18 protein-coding genes are annotated in these 18,548 nt (G+C 75.0%); 10 read left to right on the top strand and 8 right to left on the bottom strand.

Annotation, left to right across the window (positions count from 1 at the left end):
- The first annotated feature begins 2 nt into the window (after positions 1–2).
- Positions 3–806, top strand: coding sequence for an AfsR/SARP family transcriptional regulator (locus ABEB06_RS14070; RefSeq protein ID WP_345697200.1), 804 nt, complete (start codon positions 3–5; stop codon positions 804–806).
- A gap of 179 nt (positions 807–985) precedes the next feature.
- Here the strand turns inward: ABEB06_RS14070 and ABEB06_RS14065 are convergent, their stop codons facing one another.
- Positions 986–1,453 carry a MoaF-related domain-containing protein gene (locus ABEB06_RS14065; RefSeq protein ID WP_345697199.1) on the bottom strand — a complete coding sequence of 156 codons (468 nt, stop codon included), beginning with the start codon at positions 1,451–1,453 and terminating at the stop codon, positions 986–988.
- Positions 1,454–1,795: 342 nt separating this feature from the next.
- On the opposite strand from ABEB06_RS14065, the gene ABEB06_RS14060 reads away from it, so the two are divergent.
- From ABEB06_RS14060 to ABEB06_RS14025, 8 genes are all read left to right on the top strand, one after another.
- Positions 1,796–2,812, top strand: coding sequence for a ketoacyl-ACP synthase III family protein (locus ABEB06_RS14060; protein WP_345697198.1), 1,017 nt, complete (start codon positions 1,796–1,798; stop codon positions 2,810–2,812).
- A gap of 182 nt (positions 2,813–2,994) precedes the next feature.
- Positions 2,995–4,266, top strand: a complete 1,272-nt coding sequence (locus ABEB06_RS14055) for a beta-ketoacyl-[acyl-carrier-protein] synthase family protein (RefSeq protein WP_345697197.1) — start codon at positions 2,995–2,997, stop codon at positions 4,264–4,266.
- Entirely contained in the window at positions 4,263–5,495 is a 1,233-nt protein-coding gene (locus ABEB06_RS14050; protein ID WP_345697196.1) for a ketosynthase chain-length factor, read from the top strand. Before ABEB06_RS14055 ends, ABEB06_RS14050 begins: the two co-directional genes overlap by 4 nt.
- A 197-nt stretch (positions 5,496–5,692) precedes the next feature.
- Positions 5,693–5,953, top strand: a complete 261-nt coding sequence (locus ABEB06_RS14045) for an acyl carrier protein (protein WP_345697195.1) — start codon at positions 5,693–5,695, stop codon at positions 5,951–5,953.
- Between the two features lie 142 nt (positions 5,954–6,095).
- Entirely contained in the window at positions 6,096–7,115 is a 1,020-nt protein-coding gene (locus tag ABEB06_RS14040; protein WP_345697194.1) for an acyltransferase domain-containing protein, read from the top strand.
- A 128-nt stretch (positions 7,116–7,243) separates the two neighbouring features.
- The gene (gene fabG / locus ABEB06_RS14035) at positions 7,244–8,026 is read left to right on the top strand and encodes a 3-oxoacyl-ACP reductase FabG (protein ID WP_345697193.1); all 783 of its coding nucleotides are present in this window, start codon (positions 7,244–7,246) and stop codon (positions 8,024–8,026) included.
- Positions 8,027–8,047: 21 nt separating this feature from the next.
- Positions 8,048–9,007, top strand: coding sequence for an aromatase/cyclase (locus tag ABEB06_RS14030; RefSeq protein WP_345697192.1), 960 nt, complete (start codon positions 8,048–8,050; stop codon positions 9,005–9,007).
- 111 nt (positions 9,008–9,118) lie between these two features.
- A complete protein-coding gene (locus ABEB06_RS14025) occupies positions 9,119–9,856 on the top strand; it encodes an SDR family NAD(P)-dependent oxidoreductase (RefSeq protein ID WP_345697191.1) in 738 nt (245 codons plus the stop codon).
- A gap of 116 nt (positions 9,857–9,972) precedes the next feature.
- Here ABEB06_RS14025 and ABEB06_RS14020 read toward each other — a convergent pair whose 3' ends face one another.
- The 3 genes from ABEB06_RS14020 to ABEB06_RS14010 form a co-directional block, all read right to left on the bottom strand.
- Complete coding sequence (locus ABEB06_RS14020) at positions 9,973–11,259, bottom strand: acyltransferase family protein (protein WP_345697190.1); 1,287 nt, start codon at positions 11,257–11,259, stop codon at positions 9,973–9,975.
- A 133-nt stretch (positions 11,260–11,392) separates the two neighbouring features.
- Positions 11,393–12,886 carry an MFS transporter gene (locus tag ABEB06_RS14015; protein ID WP_345697189.1) on the bottom strand — a complete coding sequence of 498 codons (1,494 nt, stop codon included), beginning with the start codon at positions 12,884–12,886 and terminating at the stop codon, positions 11,393–11,395.
- 122 nt (positions 12,887–13,008) lie between these two features.
- Positions 13,009–14,553 carry a class I adenylate-forming enzyme family protein gene (locus ABEB06_RS14010; RefSeq protein ID WP_345697188.1) on the bottom strand — a complete coding sequence of 515 codons (1,545 nt, stop codon included), beginning with the start codon at positions 14,551–14,553 and terminating at the stop codon, positions 13,009–13,011.
- A 208-nt stretch (positions 14,554–14,761) separates the two neighbouring features.
- Between ABEB06_RS14010 and ABEB06_RS14005 the strand changes: the two genes are divergently transcribed.
- The gene (locus ABEB06_RS14005; protein ID WP_345697187.1) at positions 14,762–15,214 is read left to right on the top strand and encodes a nuclear transport factor 2 family protein; all 453 of its coding nucleotides are present in this window, start codon (positions 14,762–14,764) and stop codon (positions 15,212–15,214) included.
- A 60-nt stretch (positions 15,215–15,274) separates the two neighbouring features.
- Here the strand turns inward: ABEB06_RS14005 and ABEB06_RS14000 are convergent, their stop codons facing one another.
- The 4 genes from ABEB06_RS14000 to ABEB06_RS13985 form a co-directional block, all read right to left on the bottom strand.
- Positions 15,275–16,390 carry an acyl-CoA dehydrogenase family protein gene (locus ABEB06_RS14000; protein ID WP_345701840.1) on the bottom strand — a complete coding sequence of 372 codons (1,116 nt, stop codon included), beginning with the start codon at positions 16,388–16,390 and terminating at the stop codon, positions 15,275–15,277.
- Positions 16,391–16,456: 66 nt separating this feature from the next.
- Positions 16,457–16,960 carry a flavin reductase family protein gene (locus ABEB06_RS13995; protein ID WP_345697186.1) on the bottom strand — a complete coding sequence of 168 codons (504 nt, stop codon included), beginning with the start codon at positions 16,958–16,960 and terminating at the stop codon, positions 16,457–16,459.
- Positions 16,961–16,965: 5 nt separating this feature from the next.
- Positions 16,966–17,739, bottom strand: a complete 774-nt coding sequence (locus ABEB06_RS13990) for a cyclase family protein (RefSeq protein WP_345697185.1) — start codon at positions 17,737–17,739, stop codon at positions 16,966–16,968.
- A gap of 117 nt (positions 17,740–17,856) precedes the next feature.
- Complete coding sequence (locus tag ABEB06_RS13985; RefSeq protein WP_345697184.1) at positions 17,857–18,390, bottom strand: anthrone oxygenase family protein; 534 nt, start codon at positions 18,388–18,390, stop codon at positions 17,857–17,859.
- Between the last annotated feature and the right edge of the window lie 158 nt (positions 18,391–18,548).

The raw sequence follows: 18,548 nt of genomic DNA, 5'->3' as shown, positions 1-18,548 counted from the left end.
GCATGGACATACGGACAGGCGTACTCGGACCGCTGACCATGACCGTCGACGGCACCTCCGTGGTGCCCACCGCCGCCAAACCGCGCAAGGTGCTCGCCCTGCTCGCGGTCCGCGTCGGCCAGGTCGTCCCCGTCCCCGTCATCCTGGAGGAACTCTGGGGCGGCCACCCGCCGGCCAGCGCCCTCACCACCCTGCAGACGTACATCCTGCAACTGCGCCGCCTGCTCGACGCCGCCCTGCCCGCCGGCGTCTCCGCGAAGCGCGTCCTGCGCACCGCCTTCGGCGGCTACCAGCTCGACATCGACCCCGACACCACCGACACCGCCGCCTTCGAGCGGTACGGCGCCACCGGCATCCGCGCCATGGACCTCGGCGACCCCGAGACCGCCGAACGCCTGCTCAGACAGGCGGCCGCGATCTGGCGCGGTCCCGCCCTGGTGGACGTCGAGATCGGCCCCCGCCTGGAGGCCGACGTCCGCTACCTCGAAGAACGCCGGATGGCGATGCTCGAACGCCGCATCGACGCCGACCTCGCCATCGGCCGGCACACCGAACTGCTCAGTGAACTCGCCGCGTTGACCTCCGAACACCGGCTCAACGAACGGCTCTGCGAGCAGTACATGCGCGCCCTGCACCGCTGCGGCCGCTCCGTCGACGCCCTCAGCGCCTACCGCCGGATCCGCCGCGACCTGGTCGGCGAACTCGCCCTCGAACCCGGCCCCGGCCTGCGCGAACTCGAACGCGCCATCCTCGGCGCCGCCGCCGTCCCCACCGCCGCCCGCGGCCGCGCCCAACTCGTCCCGTAGCCGGACCCGCCGCCCCCGGCCGGCTGCACGTCTTCGACCGGCTGGAGGGCGACCGCCCCGCCCGCGCGATCTGTCGCGTGCCGACCAGGACGCGGTGCCGGTTCCGCTGCCCCTGCGCGAGGTCGCGCAGGGGCTCGACCGGATCGTCCGGCGACGGCCGGGGTCCGAGGTGGTGCGGGTCAGCCGGTGGTGCCGGGGAGGCAGGTGAAGGTGCCGGAATGGGACTCGCCGCCGCGGTGGCCGTCGCCCAGGCTGTAGGACCAGTAGGTGCGGGCGGTGCGGGTGCGCATGTCCTGGGCCAGGCTGATGGTGAGGTCGTCGGCCTCGATCCAGTTGGCGAGCCAGACGCCGGTGGAGACCTGGGCGAGGTCGACGGGGACGGTGGTGACGTGGCCGACCTCGCCGCCGGTGTCGCCGGCGGCGAGGATCGTGCCGGTCAGCGAGGCGCCGTCGGCGGTGTAGTCGAATCTCATCACCAGGCCGTCGTCGAGCGTCAGTTGCAGGGATCTGCCGAGCGGTGTCCGGCAGGCGTTCGCAGTATCGGCGGTGTCGGTCGTGGAGCCGGTCGTGGAGCCGGTGGCGGCGGCGGTGGTGCCGGCGGCGAGTACGGCGGCGAGGGCGAGCGGGGCGAGGGCGCGGAGCTTCACGGCGGTGGTCCTCAGGTCGCGGGACGGGCGGGTGGGCGCAGGGTCGCGGGGGTCGCTGGAGGCCGGCTGGAGGCGTGAACGCCGTTGTCCTCCAGCCGACTTCGAGGAGGAGCTCGCACAGTGACCGGGCCGGCCGCGCCCCGCGGGGTGCGGATCCGGCGGCACTACCCGGGCGGGTTCCGCGAACAGCGGTCCGTCCGGGCGGCCCGGCCGGCCCGTCATGAGCGGGGCGCGGCCGGCGGTTCAGCGCCGGGGCGGCGTGCGGGGGACCACTCCGCCGTCCGCCCCGGGCGCCGCACTGCGAGTCAGGCCACCGCGGTCCGTTCCCTGGAGGGGCTCAGCGTGAAGTACGACGACATCTACCTGGCGGGTCACGGCGCCAGCCTGCCGCCGGCGAAGCCGGTCGCGGAGGCGGTGGCCGAGGGCCTGCTGGACCCGGAGACCGCCCGCCGGACGAAGGCGGAGGCGGTCGTGGTCTCGGACGGCAGGTCCGGCCCGGAGTTCGCCGCCGAGGCGGCGCGCGCGGCCCTGGCGGCCACCGCGCCGGGCCTCGCGGACCGGGTGGACCTGCTCCTGCACGCGACCGTGTACCACCAGGGCCACGACCTGTGGGCCCCGGCGTCGTACGTGCAGCGGGAGGCGCTGCGCAACTCCTGCCCGGCGATCGAGATCCGCCAGCTGTCGAACGGCGGCATGGCGGCGCTGGAGCTGGGCGCCGGCTACCTGAGCGGGGTGGAGGGCCGCGAGGCGGTGCTGCTCACCGCGGGCGACCGGTTCGCCCCGCCGGGGTTCGACCGCTGGAACGGCGATCCGGGCACCCTGTACGGGGACGGCGGTTCGGCGCTGGTGCTGTCGCGGCGGGGCGGGTTCGCCCGGCTGCGCAGCCTGGTGACGCTGTCCGACTCCGAGCTGGAGGGGATGCACCGGGGCGACGACCCGTTCGGCGCGGCGCCGTTCGAGCACCGGCCGGTGATCGACCTGGAGGTCGCCAAGCAGGCGTTCGTCGCCCGACACGGGGTGTCCTGGTGCGTCACCCGGGTGTCCGGGGGGCAGCACGCCGCGGTGAAGGCGGCGCTCGCCGAGGCGGACGTGCGGCTGGAGGACATCGACCGCTTCGTCCTGCCCCACCTGGGCCACCGCCGGCTGTCGGCGGCCTTCTTCAAGCCGTTCGGCATCGACCCGGAGCGCTCCACCTGGCCGTGGAGCCGCTCGGTCGGCCACCTGGGCGCCGCCGACCAGTTCGCCGGGCTCGGCCACCTGGTGGCGAGCGGCGGGCTCCGGCCCGGCGGGCTGGCCCTGCTGCTCGGCATCGGCGCCGGGTTCAGCTGGTCGGCCGCCGTGGTGGAGGCGACCGCCTGACCCCGGGCCTCCGGCACCACCCGGGACCGGGTCTTCCAGGGCCCCTCCAGGCGGCGTCCAGCCCCTGCCCCCACCCTCGTCCCACTGCCCAAGTCCGCTCCGGCCCAGCGCCCTGTCGAAGGGGCCGCCCTGCCGAAAGGGAAGGACCACGTGAACCACATCGAGACGTCCGGGAGGCGGCCGTGACCCGACGGGTCGTCATCACCGGCCTGGGGGCCGTCGCCCCCGGCGGGATCGGGGTGAAGGCGTACTGGGAGCTGCTCACCGCGGGCCGCTCCGCCACCCGCACCATCACCCACTACGACCCGTCGCCGTTCCGCTCCCGGGTCGCCGCCGAGGTCGACTTCGATCCGGTCCGCGAAGGGCTGGGCCCGCAGGAGATCCGCCGGCTGGACCGGGCCGCGCAGTTCGCCGTGGTCGCCGCCCGCGAGGCGCTGGCCGACAGCGGCCTGGACACCGGAGCCCTGGACCCGGGCCGGATCGGCACCAGCCTGGGCAGCGCGGTCGGCTGCACCACCAGCCTGGAGCGCGAGTACGTGGTGGTCAGCGACGGCGGGAAGGCCTGGAACGTCGACCACCGCTACGCGGTCGCCGACCTGTACCGGCACTTCGTACCCAGTTCGATGGCGGCCGAGGTGGCCTGGCAGGCCGGCGCCGAGGGCCCGGCCGCGGTGGTCTCCACCGGCTGCACCTCGGGCCTGGACGCGCTCGGCCACGCGGTCGAGCTGATCCGCGAGGGCTCGGCGGACGTCATGGTGGCGGGTGCCACCGAGGCGCCGATCTCCCCGATCACCTCGGCGTGCTTCGACGCGATCCACGCCACCACCCCGCGCAACGACGACCCGGAGCACGCCTCCCGGCCGTTCGACCGGACCCGCAACGGCCTGGTGCTGGGCGAGGGTTCGGCGGTGCTGATCCTCGAGGAGCTGGAGTCGGCCCGCCGCCGCGGCGCGCACGTCTACGCCGAGATCGCCGGCTTCGCCTCGCGCTGCAACGCGTTCCACATGACCGGCCTCAAGCCGGACGGCCGCGAGATGGCGCAGGCGATCACCGCCGCGCTGGCCGAGGCCCGGCTGGACGGCACCGCGCTGGACTACGTCAACGCCCACGGCTCCAGCACCAAGATGAACGACCGGCACGAGACCGCCGCGTTCAAGCTGAGCCTCGGCGACCACGCGTACGCGACGCCGGTCAGCTCGATCAAGTCGATGATCGGCCACTCGCTCGGCGCGATCGGCGCCCTGGAGATCGCCGCCTGCGCGCTCGCCATGGAGCACAACGTGGTGCCGCCCACCGCCAACCTGCACGAGCCGGACCCGGACTGCGACCTCGACTACGTCCCGCTCACCGCCCGCGAGCACCGCACCGACGCGGTGCTGAGCGTCGGCAGCGGCTTCGGCGGCTTCCAGAGCGCCATGGTGCTGGCCCGCCCGGAGAGGAGCAACGCGTCGTGACCGCCACCCCCACCGCCGTCCGGGCCGTGGTGACCGGCCTGGGCGTCACCGCCCCCAACGGCCTCGGCACCGAGGAGTACTGGGCCGCGACCCTGGCCGGGAAGAGCGGCCTCGGCCGGCTCACCCGCTTCGACCCCGCCCAGTACCCGGCGAAGGTGGCCGGCGAGGTGCCCGGCTTCACCGCCGAGGAGCACGTCCCCAGCCGGCTGCTGCCGCAGACCGACCACATGACCCGGCTCGCCCTGACCGCCGCCGACCAGGCGCTGCGCGACGCCGACCTCAGGCCCGGCCAGCTCGACGAGTACGGCATGGGCGTGGTCACCGCGGCCTCCGGCGGCGGCGTCGAGTTCGGCCAGCGCGAGCTGCAGGCGCTGTGGGACAAGGGCAAGGAGTACGTCAGCGCGTACCAGTCCTTCGCCTGGTTCTACGCCGTCAACACCGGGCAGATCTCCATCCGGCACGAACTGCGCGGCCCCAGCGGCGTGCTGGTCACCGAGCAGGCCGGCGGGCTGGACGCGCTCGGCCACGCCCGGCGCCACATCCGCAAGGGCACCCCGATGGTGGTCTCCGGCGGTGTCGACGGCGCGCTCTGCCCGTGGGGCTGGGTGCCGCAGATCGCCACCGGCCTGCTCTCCACCGCCGACGACCCGACCCGTGCCTACCTCCCGTTCGCCGCCGACGCCGGCGGCTACGTGCCCGGCGAGGGCGGCGCCATCCTGGTCGTCGAGGACGAGCGGTCGGCGCGCGGGCGCGGCGCCCGGCAGGTGTACGGCGAACTCGCCGGCTACGCCGCCACCCTGGACCCGCGGCCCGGCTCCGGCCGACCCCCCGGCCTGCGCCGGGCCGCGGAACTCGCCCTCGCCGACGCCCGGTTGGCCGCGTCCGACGTCGACGTGGTGTTCGCCGACGCCGCCGGCGTGCCCGAACTCGACCGGGTCGAGGCCGAGGTGCTGACCGACCTGTTCGGCCCGGAAGGGGTCCCGGTCACCGCGCCGAAGACCATGACCGGGCGGCTGTTCGGCGGCGGCGCCGCCCTGGACGCCGCCACCGCGCTGCTCGCCCTGCGCGACGGCGTCGTCCCACCCACCGCGCACGTCACCGCACCCGCCGAGGCCCACCGGATCGACCTGGTCACCGGCGGCCCGCGCGAGGCCCGGCTGCGCACCGCCCTGGTCCTGGCCCGCGGCTACGGCGGCTTCAACGCCGCCATGGTGCTGACGGCGCCCTGACCCGCGGAGCACCGCCGAAGGACCCCCACCGAGTACCCACCCGCCGCGGCGACCGGACCCCCAGCCGGAGACCGCGACCCCGGAGCCGCCGCCCCACCGGCGACCCCGACCCCGGGAGCCGGGAGCCCGCCGACGACGTCGGGCCCCGGATCCCGGCTCCCGCACCCTCATCCGCAGACCGAGAGGACCGAACGACCATGGCCATCCTCGAACTCGCCGACCTGACCCGCCTGCTCCAGGAGAGCGCCGGCGCGGACGAGTCCATCGACCTCAGCGGCGACGTCCTGGACTCGTCCTTCTTCGACCTGGGCTACGACTCGCTCGCCCTGCTGCAGGTCGTCGGCGTCATCCAGCGCGAGTACGGCGTCACCCTGCCCGACGACGCCGTCGCCGCCGAGACCCCGCGCGAGTTCCTCGCCCTGGTCAACGGCGTGCCGGCCGAGACCGCCGTCGCCTGACCCGCGGGGTCCCGCCTGATTCACCAGGCCCAACCGGCCCCGACCCCTGTCCGCCACGGCGCACCCCCTCGGCCGCCTTCGCCCGTCCCCGGGCGGGGGCGGCCGCGCCGCCGTGCCCGCAACCGTCCCAGGAGGAGCGAGAATGACCGCCACCCCCGCCCGTCCGCGCCCGGTGGCGCTGCTGCTGCCGGGCCAGGGCGCCCAGCACGCCCGGATGGCGCACGGCCTGTACCGCACCGTCCCCGCCTTCACCGACGCCCTCGACGAGGTGCTCGACCTGCTCGGCCCGGACGGCGCCGCCGTCCGCACGGACTGGCTCGCCGAGCAGCCGGCCGTCCCGCTGGACGACGTGCGCCGCGCCCAGCCGCTGCTCTTCGCCATCGACTACGCGCTCGCCCGGACGCTGCACGCCTGGGGGGTGCGGCCCGCCGCGATCCTCGGCCACAGCGTCGGCGAGGCGGTCGGCGCGGTGCTGGCGGGCGTCCTGCCGCTCGCCGACGCGGTCCGGCTGCTCGCGGAGCGCATCGGGGCGATCGCCGACGCCCCGCCCGGCGGCATGCTGGCGGTCGCCGCCACCGCCGAGGCGGTCATCCCGTACCTCACCGAGCAGGTGGTGATCGGCGCGATCAACGGCCCGCAGCAGTTGCTGCTCGCCGGTCCGGACCCCGATCTCGCGGTCGCCGAGGCCGAGTTGATCGCCTCCGGGATCACCTGCATGCGGGCCAGGGCCACCTCGGGGTTCCACAGCCCCTCGCTGCGGCCGGCCTGCCGGCGCACCCTGGCCGGCTACGACGGCGTCGAACTGCGGTCCCCGCGGACGCCGTTGGTCTCCGGCTACACCGCGGGGGAGCTGTCCGCCGGGAACGCGGTCGACCCCGGGTTCTGGGCGATGCAGCCGGCCGAACCGGTGCTCTTCGGCCCCGCGCTGGACGCGCTGCTCGCCCGCGGCCCGCACCTGCTGGTGGAGGCCGGTCCGGGGCAGGGCCTGAGCGCCCTGGCGCGGCGCCACCCGGAGGTCGGCGGCGGCCGCTCCGCCGTCGTCCCGCTGCTCGGCTCGCGGCCCCGCACCCCGGCCGACGACCTGCAGAACCTGCTCCGCGCCGCCCGCGCGATCGAGGCCGAGGGACACGCGGTGAGCCCGTACCACCTCGCCCCCGCATGACCCGCGGCAGCGGCACCGGCAGCGGCACGGGCGGCGGCACCGGGCGTCCAGAGCCCGTCCAGAGCGTCTCTAGCCCGTCCTGCGAGCCTCCGGACGTCACCGAGTCGCACCGCGAGAGGAGAGCACGGATGTCCGAGCAGCAGAGGGTCGCCCTGGTCACCGGGGGCACCAGCGGGATCGGCCTGGCGGTGGCCGAGACGCTGGCCGAGCAGGGCCACGCGGTGTTCCTGTGCGCCCGCGACGCCGACCGGGTCGACACCGTGGTGGAGAAGCTGCGCGGCCGCGGCCTGGAGGTGGCCGGCACCGCCGCCGACGTCCGCGACGCCGGGTCGGTGAAGGCGCTGGTGCGGGCGGCCGTGGACACCTACGGCCCGATCCACGTCCTGGTGAACAACGCGGGCCGCGGCGGCGGCGGCATCACCGCCGAACTCCCGGACGAGCTCTGGGACGACGTCATCGCCACCAACCTGACCGCCGTCTTCCGGATCACCCGCGAGGTGCTGACCACCGGCGGCATGCGCGAGGCGGGCCGCGGCCGGATCATCAGCATCGCCTCCACCGGCGGCAAGCAGGGCGTGATGCTGGCGGCGCCGTACTCGGCGTCCAAGCACGGCGTGATCGGCTTCACCAAGGCGCTCGGCCTGGAGCTCGCCACCGCCGGCATCACGGTGAACGCGGTCTGCCCGGGCTACGTGGAGACCCCGATGGCGGAGCGGGTGCGCCAGGGGTACGCCGCGCACTGGGGCACCACCGAGGACGAGGTGCTGGCGAAGTTCCGGGCGAAGATCCCGCTCGGCCGCTACTCCACCCCGGAGGAGGTGGCCGGCCTGGTCGGCTACCTGGCGGGCGACCTCGCCGCCTCGATCACCGCGCAGGCCCTGAACGTCTGCGGCGGGCTCGGCAACTACTAGGCACGGAGAAGGGAAGCAGCCGTGACCACCCCTACCCTGACCACCCACCTCACCCGGCACGAGATCACCGTCCCGGCCGCGCCGGAGCGGGTGTTCGCGCTGATCGCGGACGCCGACGGCTGGCCGAACGTGTTCGGTCCCACCGTGCACGCCGAGGTCGCCGAGGACGACGGCACCGAGCAGCTGCTGCGGATCTGGGCGACGGCCAACGGCGAGGTCCGCCACTGGACCTCGCGCCGCACCCTGGACCGCACCGCCCGGACGGTCGTCTTCCGCCAGGTGGTCTCCTCGGCGCCGGTCGCGTCGATGGGCGGCGAGTGGCTGATCACGCCGACCGCGGACGGCGGCAGCCACGTCGTGCTGCTGCACGACTTCACCGCCGTGGACGACGACCCGCAGGCGGTCGCGTGGATCGAGCAGGCCATCGACCGCAACAGCGCCGCCGAGCTGGCGGCGCTGGGCCGCGCCGCGCAGCCCGGCCCGGACGGCGAGGAACTGCGCTTCACCTTCAGCGACTCGCTGCTGGTCGAGGGCGCCGCGCAGGACGTCTTCGAGTTCCTGGACCGTGCGGACGCCTGGCCGCAGCGACTGCCGCACGTGGCCCGGCTCGACCTGGTCGAGCAGGACGGCGGCGTCCAGCACCTGGAGATGGACACCCGCAGCCCCGACGGCTCGCTGCACACCACCGTCTCGGTGCGGGTGAGCTTCCCGGAGCGCCGGACCCTCGTCTACAAGCAGATCAAGGTGCCGCCGGTGATGACCGGCCACACCGGCCGCTGGGTGATCGAGCCGGAGGGCACCGGCGTCCGCGCCACCTCCTGGCACACCGTCACCCTGGACCCGGAGGGCGTGCGCACCCTGCTCGGCGAGGACGCGACCCTCGCCGAGGCCAAGCAGAAGGTCCGGCACGCGCTGGGCACCAACAGCTCGACCACGCTGCGGCACGCCAAGGAGTTCGCCGAGCAGCGCCGCTCGCGGTGACCCGACCCCTCCGCGACAGCCACGCGTCGCCCCCGGCCGCCGGTGCGCCCGGGGGTTTCGCGCTGACCGCGGGCGCCCGACCCACAACCCATCCAGCAGGAGGCAGAACCAATGACGGTCAAGGACAAGGTCGCGGTGGTCACCGGCGGCGCCAAGGGGCTCGGCGAGGCGATCGCCGAGACGCTGCTCGCCGAGGGAGCCCGGGTGGTGGTGGCCGGCCGGGAGGCGGCCGCGGCCGGCTCGATCCTCGAACTCGGGGGTGAGCGGGCCCACTTCCACCCGGTGGACGTCCGGGACGCCGACTCGGTGGCGGCCCTGATGGCCGCCGCCCGGGAGCGGTTCGGCGGCCTGGACATTGTGGTCGCCAACGCCGCCGTCAACGCCCCCGGGCCGGTCGAGCGGCTCACCCCGGCGCAGTGGGCGGACGCGCTGGCGGTCAACCTGAGCGGCGTCTACCACTGCGTGCACGCGGCCGCCCCGCTGCTGCGCGCGCAGGGCTGGGGCCGGATCGTCACGGTCTCCTCCGCCCTGTCGCAGCGGCCGATGGCGGGCGCCTCCGCGTACTGCGCGACCAAGGCGGCGGTCGAGGCGCTGACCCGGGTCGCCGCCCTGGAGCTGGCCGACGCCGGGGTGACGGTCAACTGCGTGTCGCCGGGCATCACCGACCGGGGGATGAGCCGGGCGCTGGCGGCCGACGAGCGGATGTGGAACATGTTCCTGCCGAAGCTGGCGGCGGGCCGCCCGGGGCGCGGCGAGGAGATCGGCCGGGTGGTCGCCTTCCTGGCCGGCGAGGAGGCCTCGTACGTCAACGGCACGGTGGTCGAGGTCAACGGCGGGATGCGGCACTGAGGCCGCCCGCCCGCCCGGCCTGCCGACCGACGCCGAAGCCCCCTCCGCCGTTCCGGGCGGAGGGGGCTTCGGTGTTCCCGGCGATCCGGCGTTCCGGTGCTCCCGGTGTGCCGGCGTCAGATGCCGATCGGCGCGGGCTTCTCGCGCTCCGGTCCGGTGCCGGTGGCTCCGGGGCCGTCGGCCCCGCCGGAGAGCGCCGTGGTGTCCACCCGCAGCGGGACCAGCTCGGTCCGCCCGGTCCCGGTCTTGCGGCGGCCGCGGGTGAGCACCCGCATTATCGGCTGCTCGACGCCGCGGTGCACCGCCCAGCCGAGGCCCAGGGCGACCGCCAGCAGCACCGGGTAGGCGGCGAGCAGGAGCCAGACCGGCACCGGGGCGTCCCGGTCGGCGGTGGCGCCGAGGGCGACGGCGAGCGGCTTCACCGCCGAGCCGAGGCCGATCAGCACCAGGAAGTGCACCAGGTAGAAGGCGTAGGTGAGTTCGCCCAGCTTCGCGGCCCGCCGCCCCCGCACCGGCGACCAGCTGCCGGCCAGGTCGGCCTGGGCGAGCGAGGCGATCAGGATCGCGACCGGGATCTCCACGCCGCCGACCAGCTGCAGGTAGCCGTCCAGCCACAGCTCGTTGGCGTACCCGGCGGCGAGGATCGCGAACGCCCAGCCGGCCGGGATCCGCGGCCAGGCGCCGCGCCGGACCAGGATCGCGATCGAGACGCCGGCCAGGAACTCCAGCAGCCGCATGCCGGGGAAGACGTTGGCGAACCAGCCGGTGAACGGGCCGCCGTACCCGCTGGTGTCGACGAGCTCCTCGGCCGGCGGGTGGGCGACGGTGAATAGCCGGCCGACGATCGCCGGCAGCACCAGGGTGGCGAGGAACGAGGCGCCGGTGAAGACCTGCAGCGAGGAGGTCCGGGCCCGGTTCATCGCGCCGATCACCAGCGGGAAGACCAGGTAGAAGAAGATCTCGCAACTCAGCGACCACGTCACCGGGTTGAGCGACAGCGAGTAGGTCTGGCTGGGGCTCCAGCTCTGCACCAGCAGCAGGTTGGCCAGGATCGGCTTCGGTCCGGGCAGCAGGCCGCCGCCGGCCATCAGCAGGGCGGCGAGGCCGGCGACCAGCAGGTGGCTCGGGTAGACCCGGGCGAAGCGGCGGCGCAGGAAGCTGCGCGCGGTGTCGGAGGGCCGCGCCGACCAGGTCAGGACGAAGCCGCTGAGCAGGAAGAACGCGCTGACGCCGGCCAGGCCGGTCCGGGTGAGCACGGTGTCCAGGACGTCCTGCAGCGGGCTGCCCTTGGACAGTTCGAGGTGGACGAAGTGCGTGGTGAAGACCAGCAGCGCGGCGAACCAGCGCAGGCCGGACAGCGACGGCAGCCGGTCGAACCGTCTGTGGGGAGGTGTGGTGGTCATGGGATGCGGCCTCTCCGTGGGGGCTCTGGGATCCACGGAGCATCGCAGCGGGCCCTCGAATCGGGCTCGGGGCCGGAACGCGACCGGGTGGCGCGCCGTGGGCGCGCCACCCGGGCCGGTCGGAGCGGGCGGATCAGTCGTCGACCGAGAGCGCCAGCTCCCGGTCTGCGCCGGTAGGCGCCGGTGTCTTCGCGGCGGGGGTCTCCGTGGCGGGAGCCTCCGCGGCGGCGGCCTTCGGGGCGTCCTTGATGAACAGCGCCGCGATCGCGCCGAGGGCGACGATGCCCGCGCCGATCCACACGGCGGCGTGCATGCCGTCCACGAAGGCGGTCGGGCTGCCGTAGCCGCCCTGCGAGGTGAACACCGAGGCGAGCACCGCGATGCCGAACACGCCGCCCAGCTCGCGGATGGCGTTGTTGGCGCCGGAGGCGATGCCCTCCTCCTCGCGGCTGACCGCGCTGAGCGCCAGGTTGGCGGTCGGGCCGAAGAACAGGCCCATGCCGAAGCCGTTGAGCACGAAGCCGGGCACCAGCGCGGCGTAGCCGCCGGTGACGTCGGTGACCAGGGCCAGGTAGACCAGGCCGGCGGCCTGCAGGGCGAGGCCCAGGGTGACGATCAGCCGGCCGCCGAGCTTCTCGGCCAGCACGGCGCCCATCGGCGCGCCGATCAGGGTCAGGCCGGTCCAGGAGAGCATCCGTACGCCGGCGCCGAGCGCGCCCGCGCCCTGCACCTCCTGGAGGAACTGGGTGATCAGGAAGATCGAGCCGAACATGCCGAAGTACATGAGCAGCGACACCGCGTTGACGGCGGTGAAGGTCCGGTCGCGGAACATCCGCAGCGGCAGCATCGGCGCGGCGGTGCGGGTCTGCTGGACCAGGAAGGCGGCCAGCAGCACCACGCCGCCGACCAGGCTGCCCAGCACCTCGGCGGAGGTCCAGCCGGCCGCGTTGCCGCGGACCAGGCCGAGCACCACGCCGAAGAGGCCGGCGCTGGCGAGCACGGTGCCGAGCACGTCCAGCGGCCGGGCCGGGCCGCGGCTCTCGGCCAGCCAGCCGGGGATCACCACCAGCATCACGATGCCGATCGGCACGTTCAGCCAGAAGATCCACTGCCAGGAGACCACGTGGATGATCAGGCCGCCGATCACCGGGCCGAGGGCGACGGCGAGGCCGCCGATCGCGCCCCAGATGCCGAGCGCGCCGGCCCGCTTGTCCGGCGGGTAGGCGGCGGAGAGCAGGGTCAGGGTGAGCGGGAGGACCACCGCGGCGCCCAGGCCCTGCAGGGCGCGCGCGGCGACCAGCAGGCCGATGCCGTGGGAGAGCGCGGCCAGCACCGAGCCGGCGGTGAACACCGCGATGCCGGCCGAGAACAGCCGCCGGCGGCCGAAGCGCTCGGCCACCGCGGAGGCGGTGAGCAGCAGGACGGCGAAGGTCAGGGTGTAGGCGTTGACCGTCCACTCCAGGCCTTCGATGGTGGTGTGCAGCCCCTCGCGGATCTGCGGCAGCGCGGTGGTCACCACCAGGTTGTCGAGGGAGATCATGAAGAGCGCGACGCCGGTCACGATGGATGTCCGGGTCGGATTGCCGTAGGTGGCCTCGCCCGTGGTCGGCGGGGAGTTGTCGGCCATCGAAAGACCTTTCGGTGTGGACCTGTCAGGATGACGGTTGATCCCGCTCCGAGCCTGCCGGAGCCGACTGGAGCGGTACTCGACTCCGGCCGGAGCGCCGTGCGGCGGCCCGGCCGGAGGGGTCAGCGCACCCGCTTGCGCAGCGCGGTGCGGTCGACCTTGCTGTTGGGCAGCCGGGGCAGTGCCTCCAGGTACTCGGCCCGGTGCAGTTGCTGGTGGAGTCCCAGCAGTTCGTTGACCTCGGTGATCAGCCCGGTGGAGCGTTCGGCGCCGGGCCGGGTCACCACGAAGGCGACGGGCACGGTCTCCTCGCCGTCGGGGGCGTCGACCACGGCGCACTCGGCGACCTCGGGCCGCTCGGCCAGCACCGCCTCGATCTCGCCGGGGCAGACCAGCTCGCCGCCGCTGCGGAAGACGTCCCGCACCCGGTCCAGGAAGAACAGGTTCCCGTCCGCGTCGAGCCGGCCCACGTCGCCGGTGGACAGCCAGCCGTCCGCGTCCACCGCCTCCTCGGGCTGCTCCACCAGGTAGCCCTGCATCACGTTCGGTCCGGCCAGCTGGATCTCGCCGACCGCGCCGGCCGCCAGGGGTGCGCGGGTCTCCAGGTCGACGATCCGCATCCGGCTGCCCGCCAGCGGGCGGCCCACCGAGCCCTGGCGCGGGGCGGTGGGCAGGTCCGAGGTGGCCAGCGAGGAGCTCTCGCACATGCCGTAGCCCTGCAGCACCGGCACCCCGAACTGCCCGGCCAGCGCCCGCAGGACCGCCGGGCGCAGCGGCAGCCCGCCGGTGGAGACCACCTTCACGGTGTCGAGGCGCAGCTCGGCCAGGCGGGGGTGGTTGGCCAGCTGGATCAGCCGGAACGGCAGGGTGTAGAAGTGGCTCGCCCGGTACCGGTTCGCCGCCGCCAGCGCGTCGGTGGCCTCGCCGCCGGAGAGCACGTGGGTGGCGCCGACCCGCATCGAGGCGTTCATGTGCATCGGGTGGTAGATCGGCAGGCCGTTGAGCACCACCGACTCCGCCGTCTGCCCGTGCGCGGTGGACAGCTGCACGGCGCCGGTCAGCAGGTTGCGGTGGCTAAGCCGGACGGGCTTGGGCATCCGGGTGGAGCCGCTGGTGAACAGCACGCACGCGGTCTGCTCGGCGAAGCCGCCATCGGCCTGCGGGAGTTCGGGGTGGTCGCCGTCGAGCAGGGTGTGCACCGAGGGCACGCCGTCCTGCTCCGGGCCGATCAGCAGGACGTGCTCCAGCTCCGGCAGCCGGTCGCGCAGCGGTGCCAGCTTCTGCCACACCGCCGGGGTCACCACCGCGGCCCGGGCCCGGGACCGCGTCAGCACGTACTCCAGCAGCTCCGCCGGGTACAGCTGGTTGGCGGGCGCCACGACGTGTCCGGCGCGCACGATGCCGTAGTACAGCGCCGGGAACTCGGCGATCAGCGCCGCCGACAGCAGCACCACCGAGCGCTCCCCGCCCAACAGGGCCCGCAGGCCGCGGGCGTACCCGCTCGCCCGCCGGTCGGCCTCGGCGAAGGTCGTCACGCCCCCGTCGGGGACGACGACCGCCGCCCGGTCGGGGTGTGCGGCGGCGGCGCGGGCGAGCAGCCCGTCGACGCTGCCGCCGGGCACCGGCGGCAGCGGATCGCCGTGGCTGACGAAGGACGGCACGGTCACGGTTGCTCCTCAGGGGCCGGGGGTTTCTGGTCGCCCCGGGCCCGGGCGGCCGGCGCGACCGGGACTCCGATCCTGGGCGCGCCGCCTCGACCCCCGCTGGACCGGCGCCTGAGCCCGGCCCGCGTCCACGTCGGCCCCAGCACGCCTCTAGCCCCCGCCCGCACGCTGGCCCCCGTCCGGCAACCGCAGAGGCGAGGAGAGGAACACCATGACGGAGCTGCTCGAGGCGGCGCAGGCGCTGCGCCCGGTGGACACCGGCCTGTACCAGGAGATCAGCCACTTCTACGCCCGCCACTTCCAGACCGTGGACTCCGGCGACGTGGCCGGCTGGGCGGGCGGCTTCACCACGGACGGGGTCTTCGACAGCAACGTGCTGCCCGCCCCGGTCGTCGGCCGGGACACCATCGAGGCGGCCACCCACCGCAGCGAGGCCGCCCGCCGCACCACCGGCGTCCAGCGCCGGCACGTGCAGACCACCCTGGTCGCCGAGCACGCCGGGGAGGAGATCCGCACCCGGGCGTACGTCACGGTGCTGGAGACCCTGCCCGCCTCGCCGACCACGATCTACTGCGCGACCCTCTGCGAGGACGTGCTGGTCCGAGGCGCCGACGGCGGCCTGCTGATCCGCAGCCGCATGATCCTGCGCGACGACCTGCGCTGAGGACGGCACCGCGCACGACGGAGGGGCGGCCCCGAGGGGCCGCCCCTTCCGCGTGCCGGGTCAGACGGCCGCGAACGCGTACTCCGCGTACGCCGCCGCCGCCGCGTCGAACTGCAGCACCACGTGGCCGGCCGCCGCGTACACGTCCCGCCAGGCCCGTTGCACCGGGTTGTCCTCGACCTGGGCCCGGGCCCCGCCGCCGCGCAGCAGCCGCTCGGCCGCCGCGGCCAGCAGGTCCGCCGCGACCGCGAAGTCGCGCGGGCTGCGGGCCAGCACCTCGGCCGAGTACGGGCCGGTGTCGGCCGCCTCGGCGGCCCGGCGCACCAGCAGGCCCGCCAGGTCGACCTCCGAGGCCGCCCGGGTCAGCGCCGTCTGCACGGCCGCCCGCTCCCGGGTCGGCCGGCCGGTCACGTCGTGCTTGGCGCCGATCCACCCGGTCCAGTGCCGCAGCGCGCCGCGGGCCGCGCCCAGCACCGGCGCGACGAAGGTCAGGCCGTTCACCAGCTTGTACGGCGCCAGGTGCGCGGGGGCCGTGCTGCCGACCGGCTCGCCGGCCAGCAGGCTGTCGTAACGGAAGGTCAGGTGCTCCGGCACCCGGACGCCCTCCAGCACCACGGTGTCGCTGCCGGTGCCGCCCAGCCCGACGTTCGCCCAGGTCGGGCGGATCGCGAAGCGCTCCCGGGGGACGGCGAAGAAGCGGAACTCGCGGCCGCCCGCGGCGTCCGCCACCAGCGCGCCGACGATCACCCAGGCGCTGCCGTGCACCCCGCTGGTGAAAGGCCACTCGCCGGTCAGCAGCCAGCCCTCGGCGTCCTGCTCCACCCGGGCGCCGGGGGAGGGGACGATGCCCGAGGCGATCACGGTGTCCGGGCCGTCCGCCCACAGCTCGGCCTGGCCCTCCAGCGGCAGGTGCGCGCCGATCCGCCCGGCGATCGCGTACACCGACGCGCACCAGGCCGCCGAGGCGCACCCCTCGCCGACCGTCGCCACCGCCTCGGCAAGCCCGGCGAAGGACCCGGCCGCCCCGCCCCAGCGGGCGGGCACCAGCCGACGGGCGAACCCCGCCGCGACCAGCGCCTCCACGACCTCGGACGGCAGCCGCCGCCCCCGCTCCGACGCCAGCGCGTGGGCGGCCGCGACGTCCCGCGCCTCCACCGCCGTCAGGGTCCTCTCCACCGTCAACACGTCAGTCTCCTCTCGGTCAGCCGCCCGCTCCCCGGCCGGGGAGCGGGCCGTGCACGCTCAGCCCAGGGCGGGCGCGGGCAGTTCGACGAACGCCCGGCGGTGGTACAGCAACGGCTCGTCCGGGCCGGGGGTGACCCGTTGGACGGCGCCGATCAGGATCAGGTGGTCGCCGCCTGGCAGACGCTCGGTCAGCCGGCACTCCAGGGTGGCGGCGGCGCCGTCCAGCAGCGGCACGTCGTACAGCCCCCGCCGGACGCCGACCCCGTCGGCGAACTTGTCGGCGCCGCGAGTGGCGAACCGCTCCGCGGTCCCGCGCTGCCCGCTGCGCAGGATGTGCACCGCGAACCCGGCCGCCCGCTGGAACGCCGGCCGGCACTCCGCGCCGAGGTCCAGGCAGACCAGCACCAGCGGCGGCCGCATCGACAGCGAGGTGAAGGAGGTCGCGGTGAACCCCCAGGGCCGGCCGGTGGCCGGGTCGGCGGTGGTCACCACGGTGACGCCGCTCGGCCAGCGCCCCATGGCCTCCCGCAGCTCACCCGGGTCGACCGGGTACGGCTGCACGGCGCTCACTCCGCCACGCGCGCGACGGCCCGGGTCCAGCCGGCCCCGGCCCGCGCGATCTTCACCGGGAAGCAGGTGACGGAGAAGCCGTACGGCTCGGGCAGCGCGTCGAGGTTGGCCAGCCGCTCGATCTGGCAGTACTCCTGCTCGCGGCCGGCGAAGTGCGCGGGCCACAGCACCGACCGGTCGAGGCTCTCCCGGTACCGGGTGATGATGTCGCCGAACGGGGCGTCCAGGCTGAACGCGTCGGTGCCGATCACCCGGATGCCCAGGTCGAGCAGGTAGCGGGTGGCGGAGCCGTCCAGGCCGATGAACTCGGTGAAGTAGCGCTTGGTGCCGGCCCAGGCGGAGGCGCCGGTGTTGATCAGGGCGATGTCCAGCGGCTGCGGGGCGTAGCCGATCCGGTCGAGCGCCTTGTGCAGGTCCTCCGCGTCGACGGTGGAGCGGCCGACGTCCCGGACGTCCAGGACGAACGCGGGCCGGTCGAACCAGTCGAGCGGCATCTCGTCGATGGTGCGGGCCGCCTCGCCGTCGGGGCGGGTGCCGTAGTGGGCGGGGGCGTCCACGTGGGTGCCGGTGTGGGTGGACAGGTACAGCATGTCGTTGGTGAGGAACTCGCCGCCGGGGAAGGCGTCCGGCGACAGGTCGATGCCGAAGTTCTTCCGCATCCCGTCGGTCATGTGCACCGCGCCCTCGACGGCGGACATCACCGTGTGGGTGACCGGCTCCGGCTCCCACAGCCGGGCGTCCACGGTCGAGGACAGATCGATCAGTCGCATGGTCAACTACCTCCGCGGGCAAGGGCGCCGACTGTCCCCGTGAGCCTGTGCGGAGCCGCTCGAACGCAACTGGAGCCGGCCCCGAGCGGGGCCGGCTCCGGCTGTCGCGCGGCGGTGTCAGCTGCTCAGCACCGGCACCGGCGCGGACTCGTCGGCCCGCGCCTCGGCGCCCCGCTGCGGCGCGTACACGCACGCGGCGACCAGCAGCACCAGCGCCAGCGCGGACGCGGCGGTGCGGATCGCGTGCAGGGTGTTCCAGCGGTCCTCGAAGGACTGCCGGGCGTGCAGGAAGTCGGCGGCGCTGTTGGTGGCGGCGGACGCCAGCTCGCCGTTGAGCGGGATGTTGCCGGTCGCGCTGACCACCACCGACACCAGGCAGCAGACGGCCGCCGCGCCGATCAGCCAGGTCTGGGTGGTCGGCTGGAGCGGCCTGTGCAGCACGTAGGCGGTCACGGTGAAGAGCAGCGAGCCGATGAACACCAGGAAGAACGGCACGCTCGGCACCACCTCGTTGAGGCGGCGCATCGCGGTCACGTACTGCTCGTCGCCGAGCCGGGCCAGGCCCCGGGTGACCACGACGGTGTAGCAGAAGCAGAAACCGGCGAACAGTCCGGTGGAGACCGCGGCCAGCAGCAGGACGATTCGGGACATGGCGGGTCCAACTCCTCCGGGGGACACAGTGGTGGTCCCCATCCTGACCGCGCCGCACACCCCCCGTCGCGCCCGACGGCGAGGTCGTGAGGAATCCACGGCCCCGACCGTGCGAAGTGCCCGGCCCGTGCGAAGTGCCCGGCCCGGCCCCGGGAGGG

It is taken from the genome of Kitasatospora terrestris (assembly GCF_039542905.1).
Classification (GTDB): domain Bacteria; phylum Actinomycetota; class Actinomycetes; order Streptomycetales; family Streptomycetaceae; genus Kitasatospora; species Kitasatospora terrestris.
This window is presented reverse-complemented; position numbering and strand designations above follow the sequence as displayed.

Coding starts and splice junctions, on each gene's coding strand:
- ABEB06_RS14045 (WP_345697195.1), top strand. CDS start 5,693: ATGGCCATCCTCGAACTCGCCGACCTGACCCGCCTGCTCCAGGAGAGC.
- ABEB06_RS13990 (WP_345697185.1), bottom strand. CDS start 17,739: ATGCGACTGATCGATCTGTCCTCGACCGTGGACGCCCGGCTGTGGGAG.
- ABEB06_RS14070 (WP_345697200.1), top strand. CDS start 3: ATGGACATACGGACAGGCGTACTCGGACCGCTGACCATGACCGTCGAC.
- ABEB06_RS13985 (WP_345697184.1), bottom strand. CDS start 18,390: ATGTCCCGAATCGTCCTGCTGCTGGCCGCGGTCTCCACCGGACTGTTC.
- ABEB06_RS14020 (WP_345697190.1), bottom strand. CDS start 11,259: ATGACCACCACACCTCCCCACAGACGGTTCGACCGGCTGCCGTCGCTG.
- fabG (WP_345697193.1), top strand. CDS start 7,244: ATGTCCGAGCAGCAGAGGGTCGCCCTGGTCACCGGGGGCACCAGCGGG.
- ABEB06_RS14015 (WP_345697189.1), bottom strand. CDS start 12,886: ATGGCCGACAACTCCCCGCCGACCACGGGCGAGGCCACCTACGGCAAT.
- ABEB06_RS14025 (WP_345697191.1), top strand. CDS start 9,119: ATGACGGTCAAGGACAAGGTCGCGGTGGTCACCGGCGGCGCCAAGGGG.
- ABEB06_RS14040 (WP_345697194.1), top strand. CDS start 6,096: ATGACCGCCACCCCCGCCCGTCCGCGCCCGGTGGCGCTGCTGCTGCCG.
- ABEB06_RS14005 (WP_345697187.1), top strand. CDS start 14,762: ATGACGGAGCTGCTCGAGGCGGCGCAGGCGCTGCGCCCGGTGGACACC.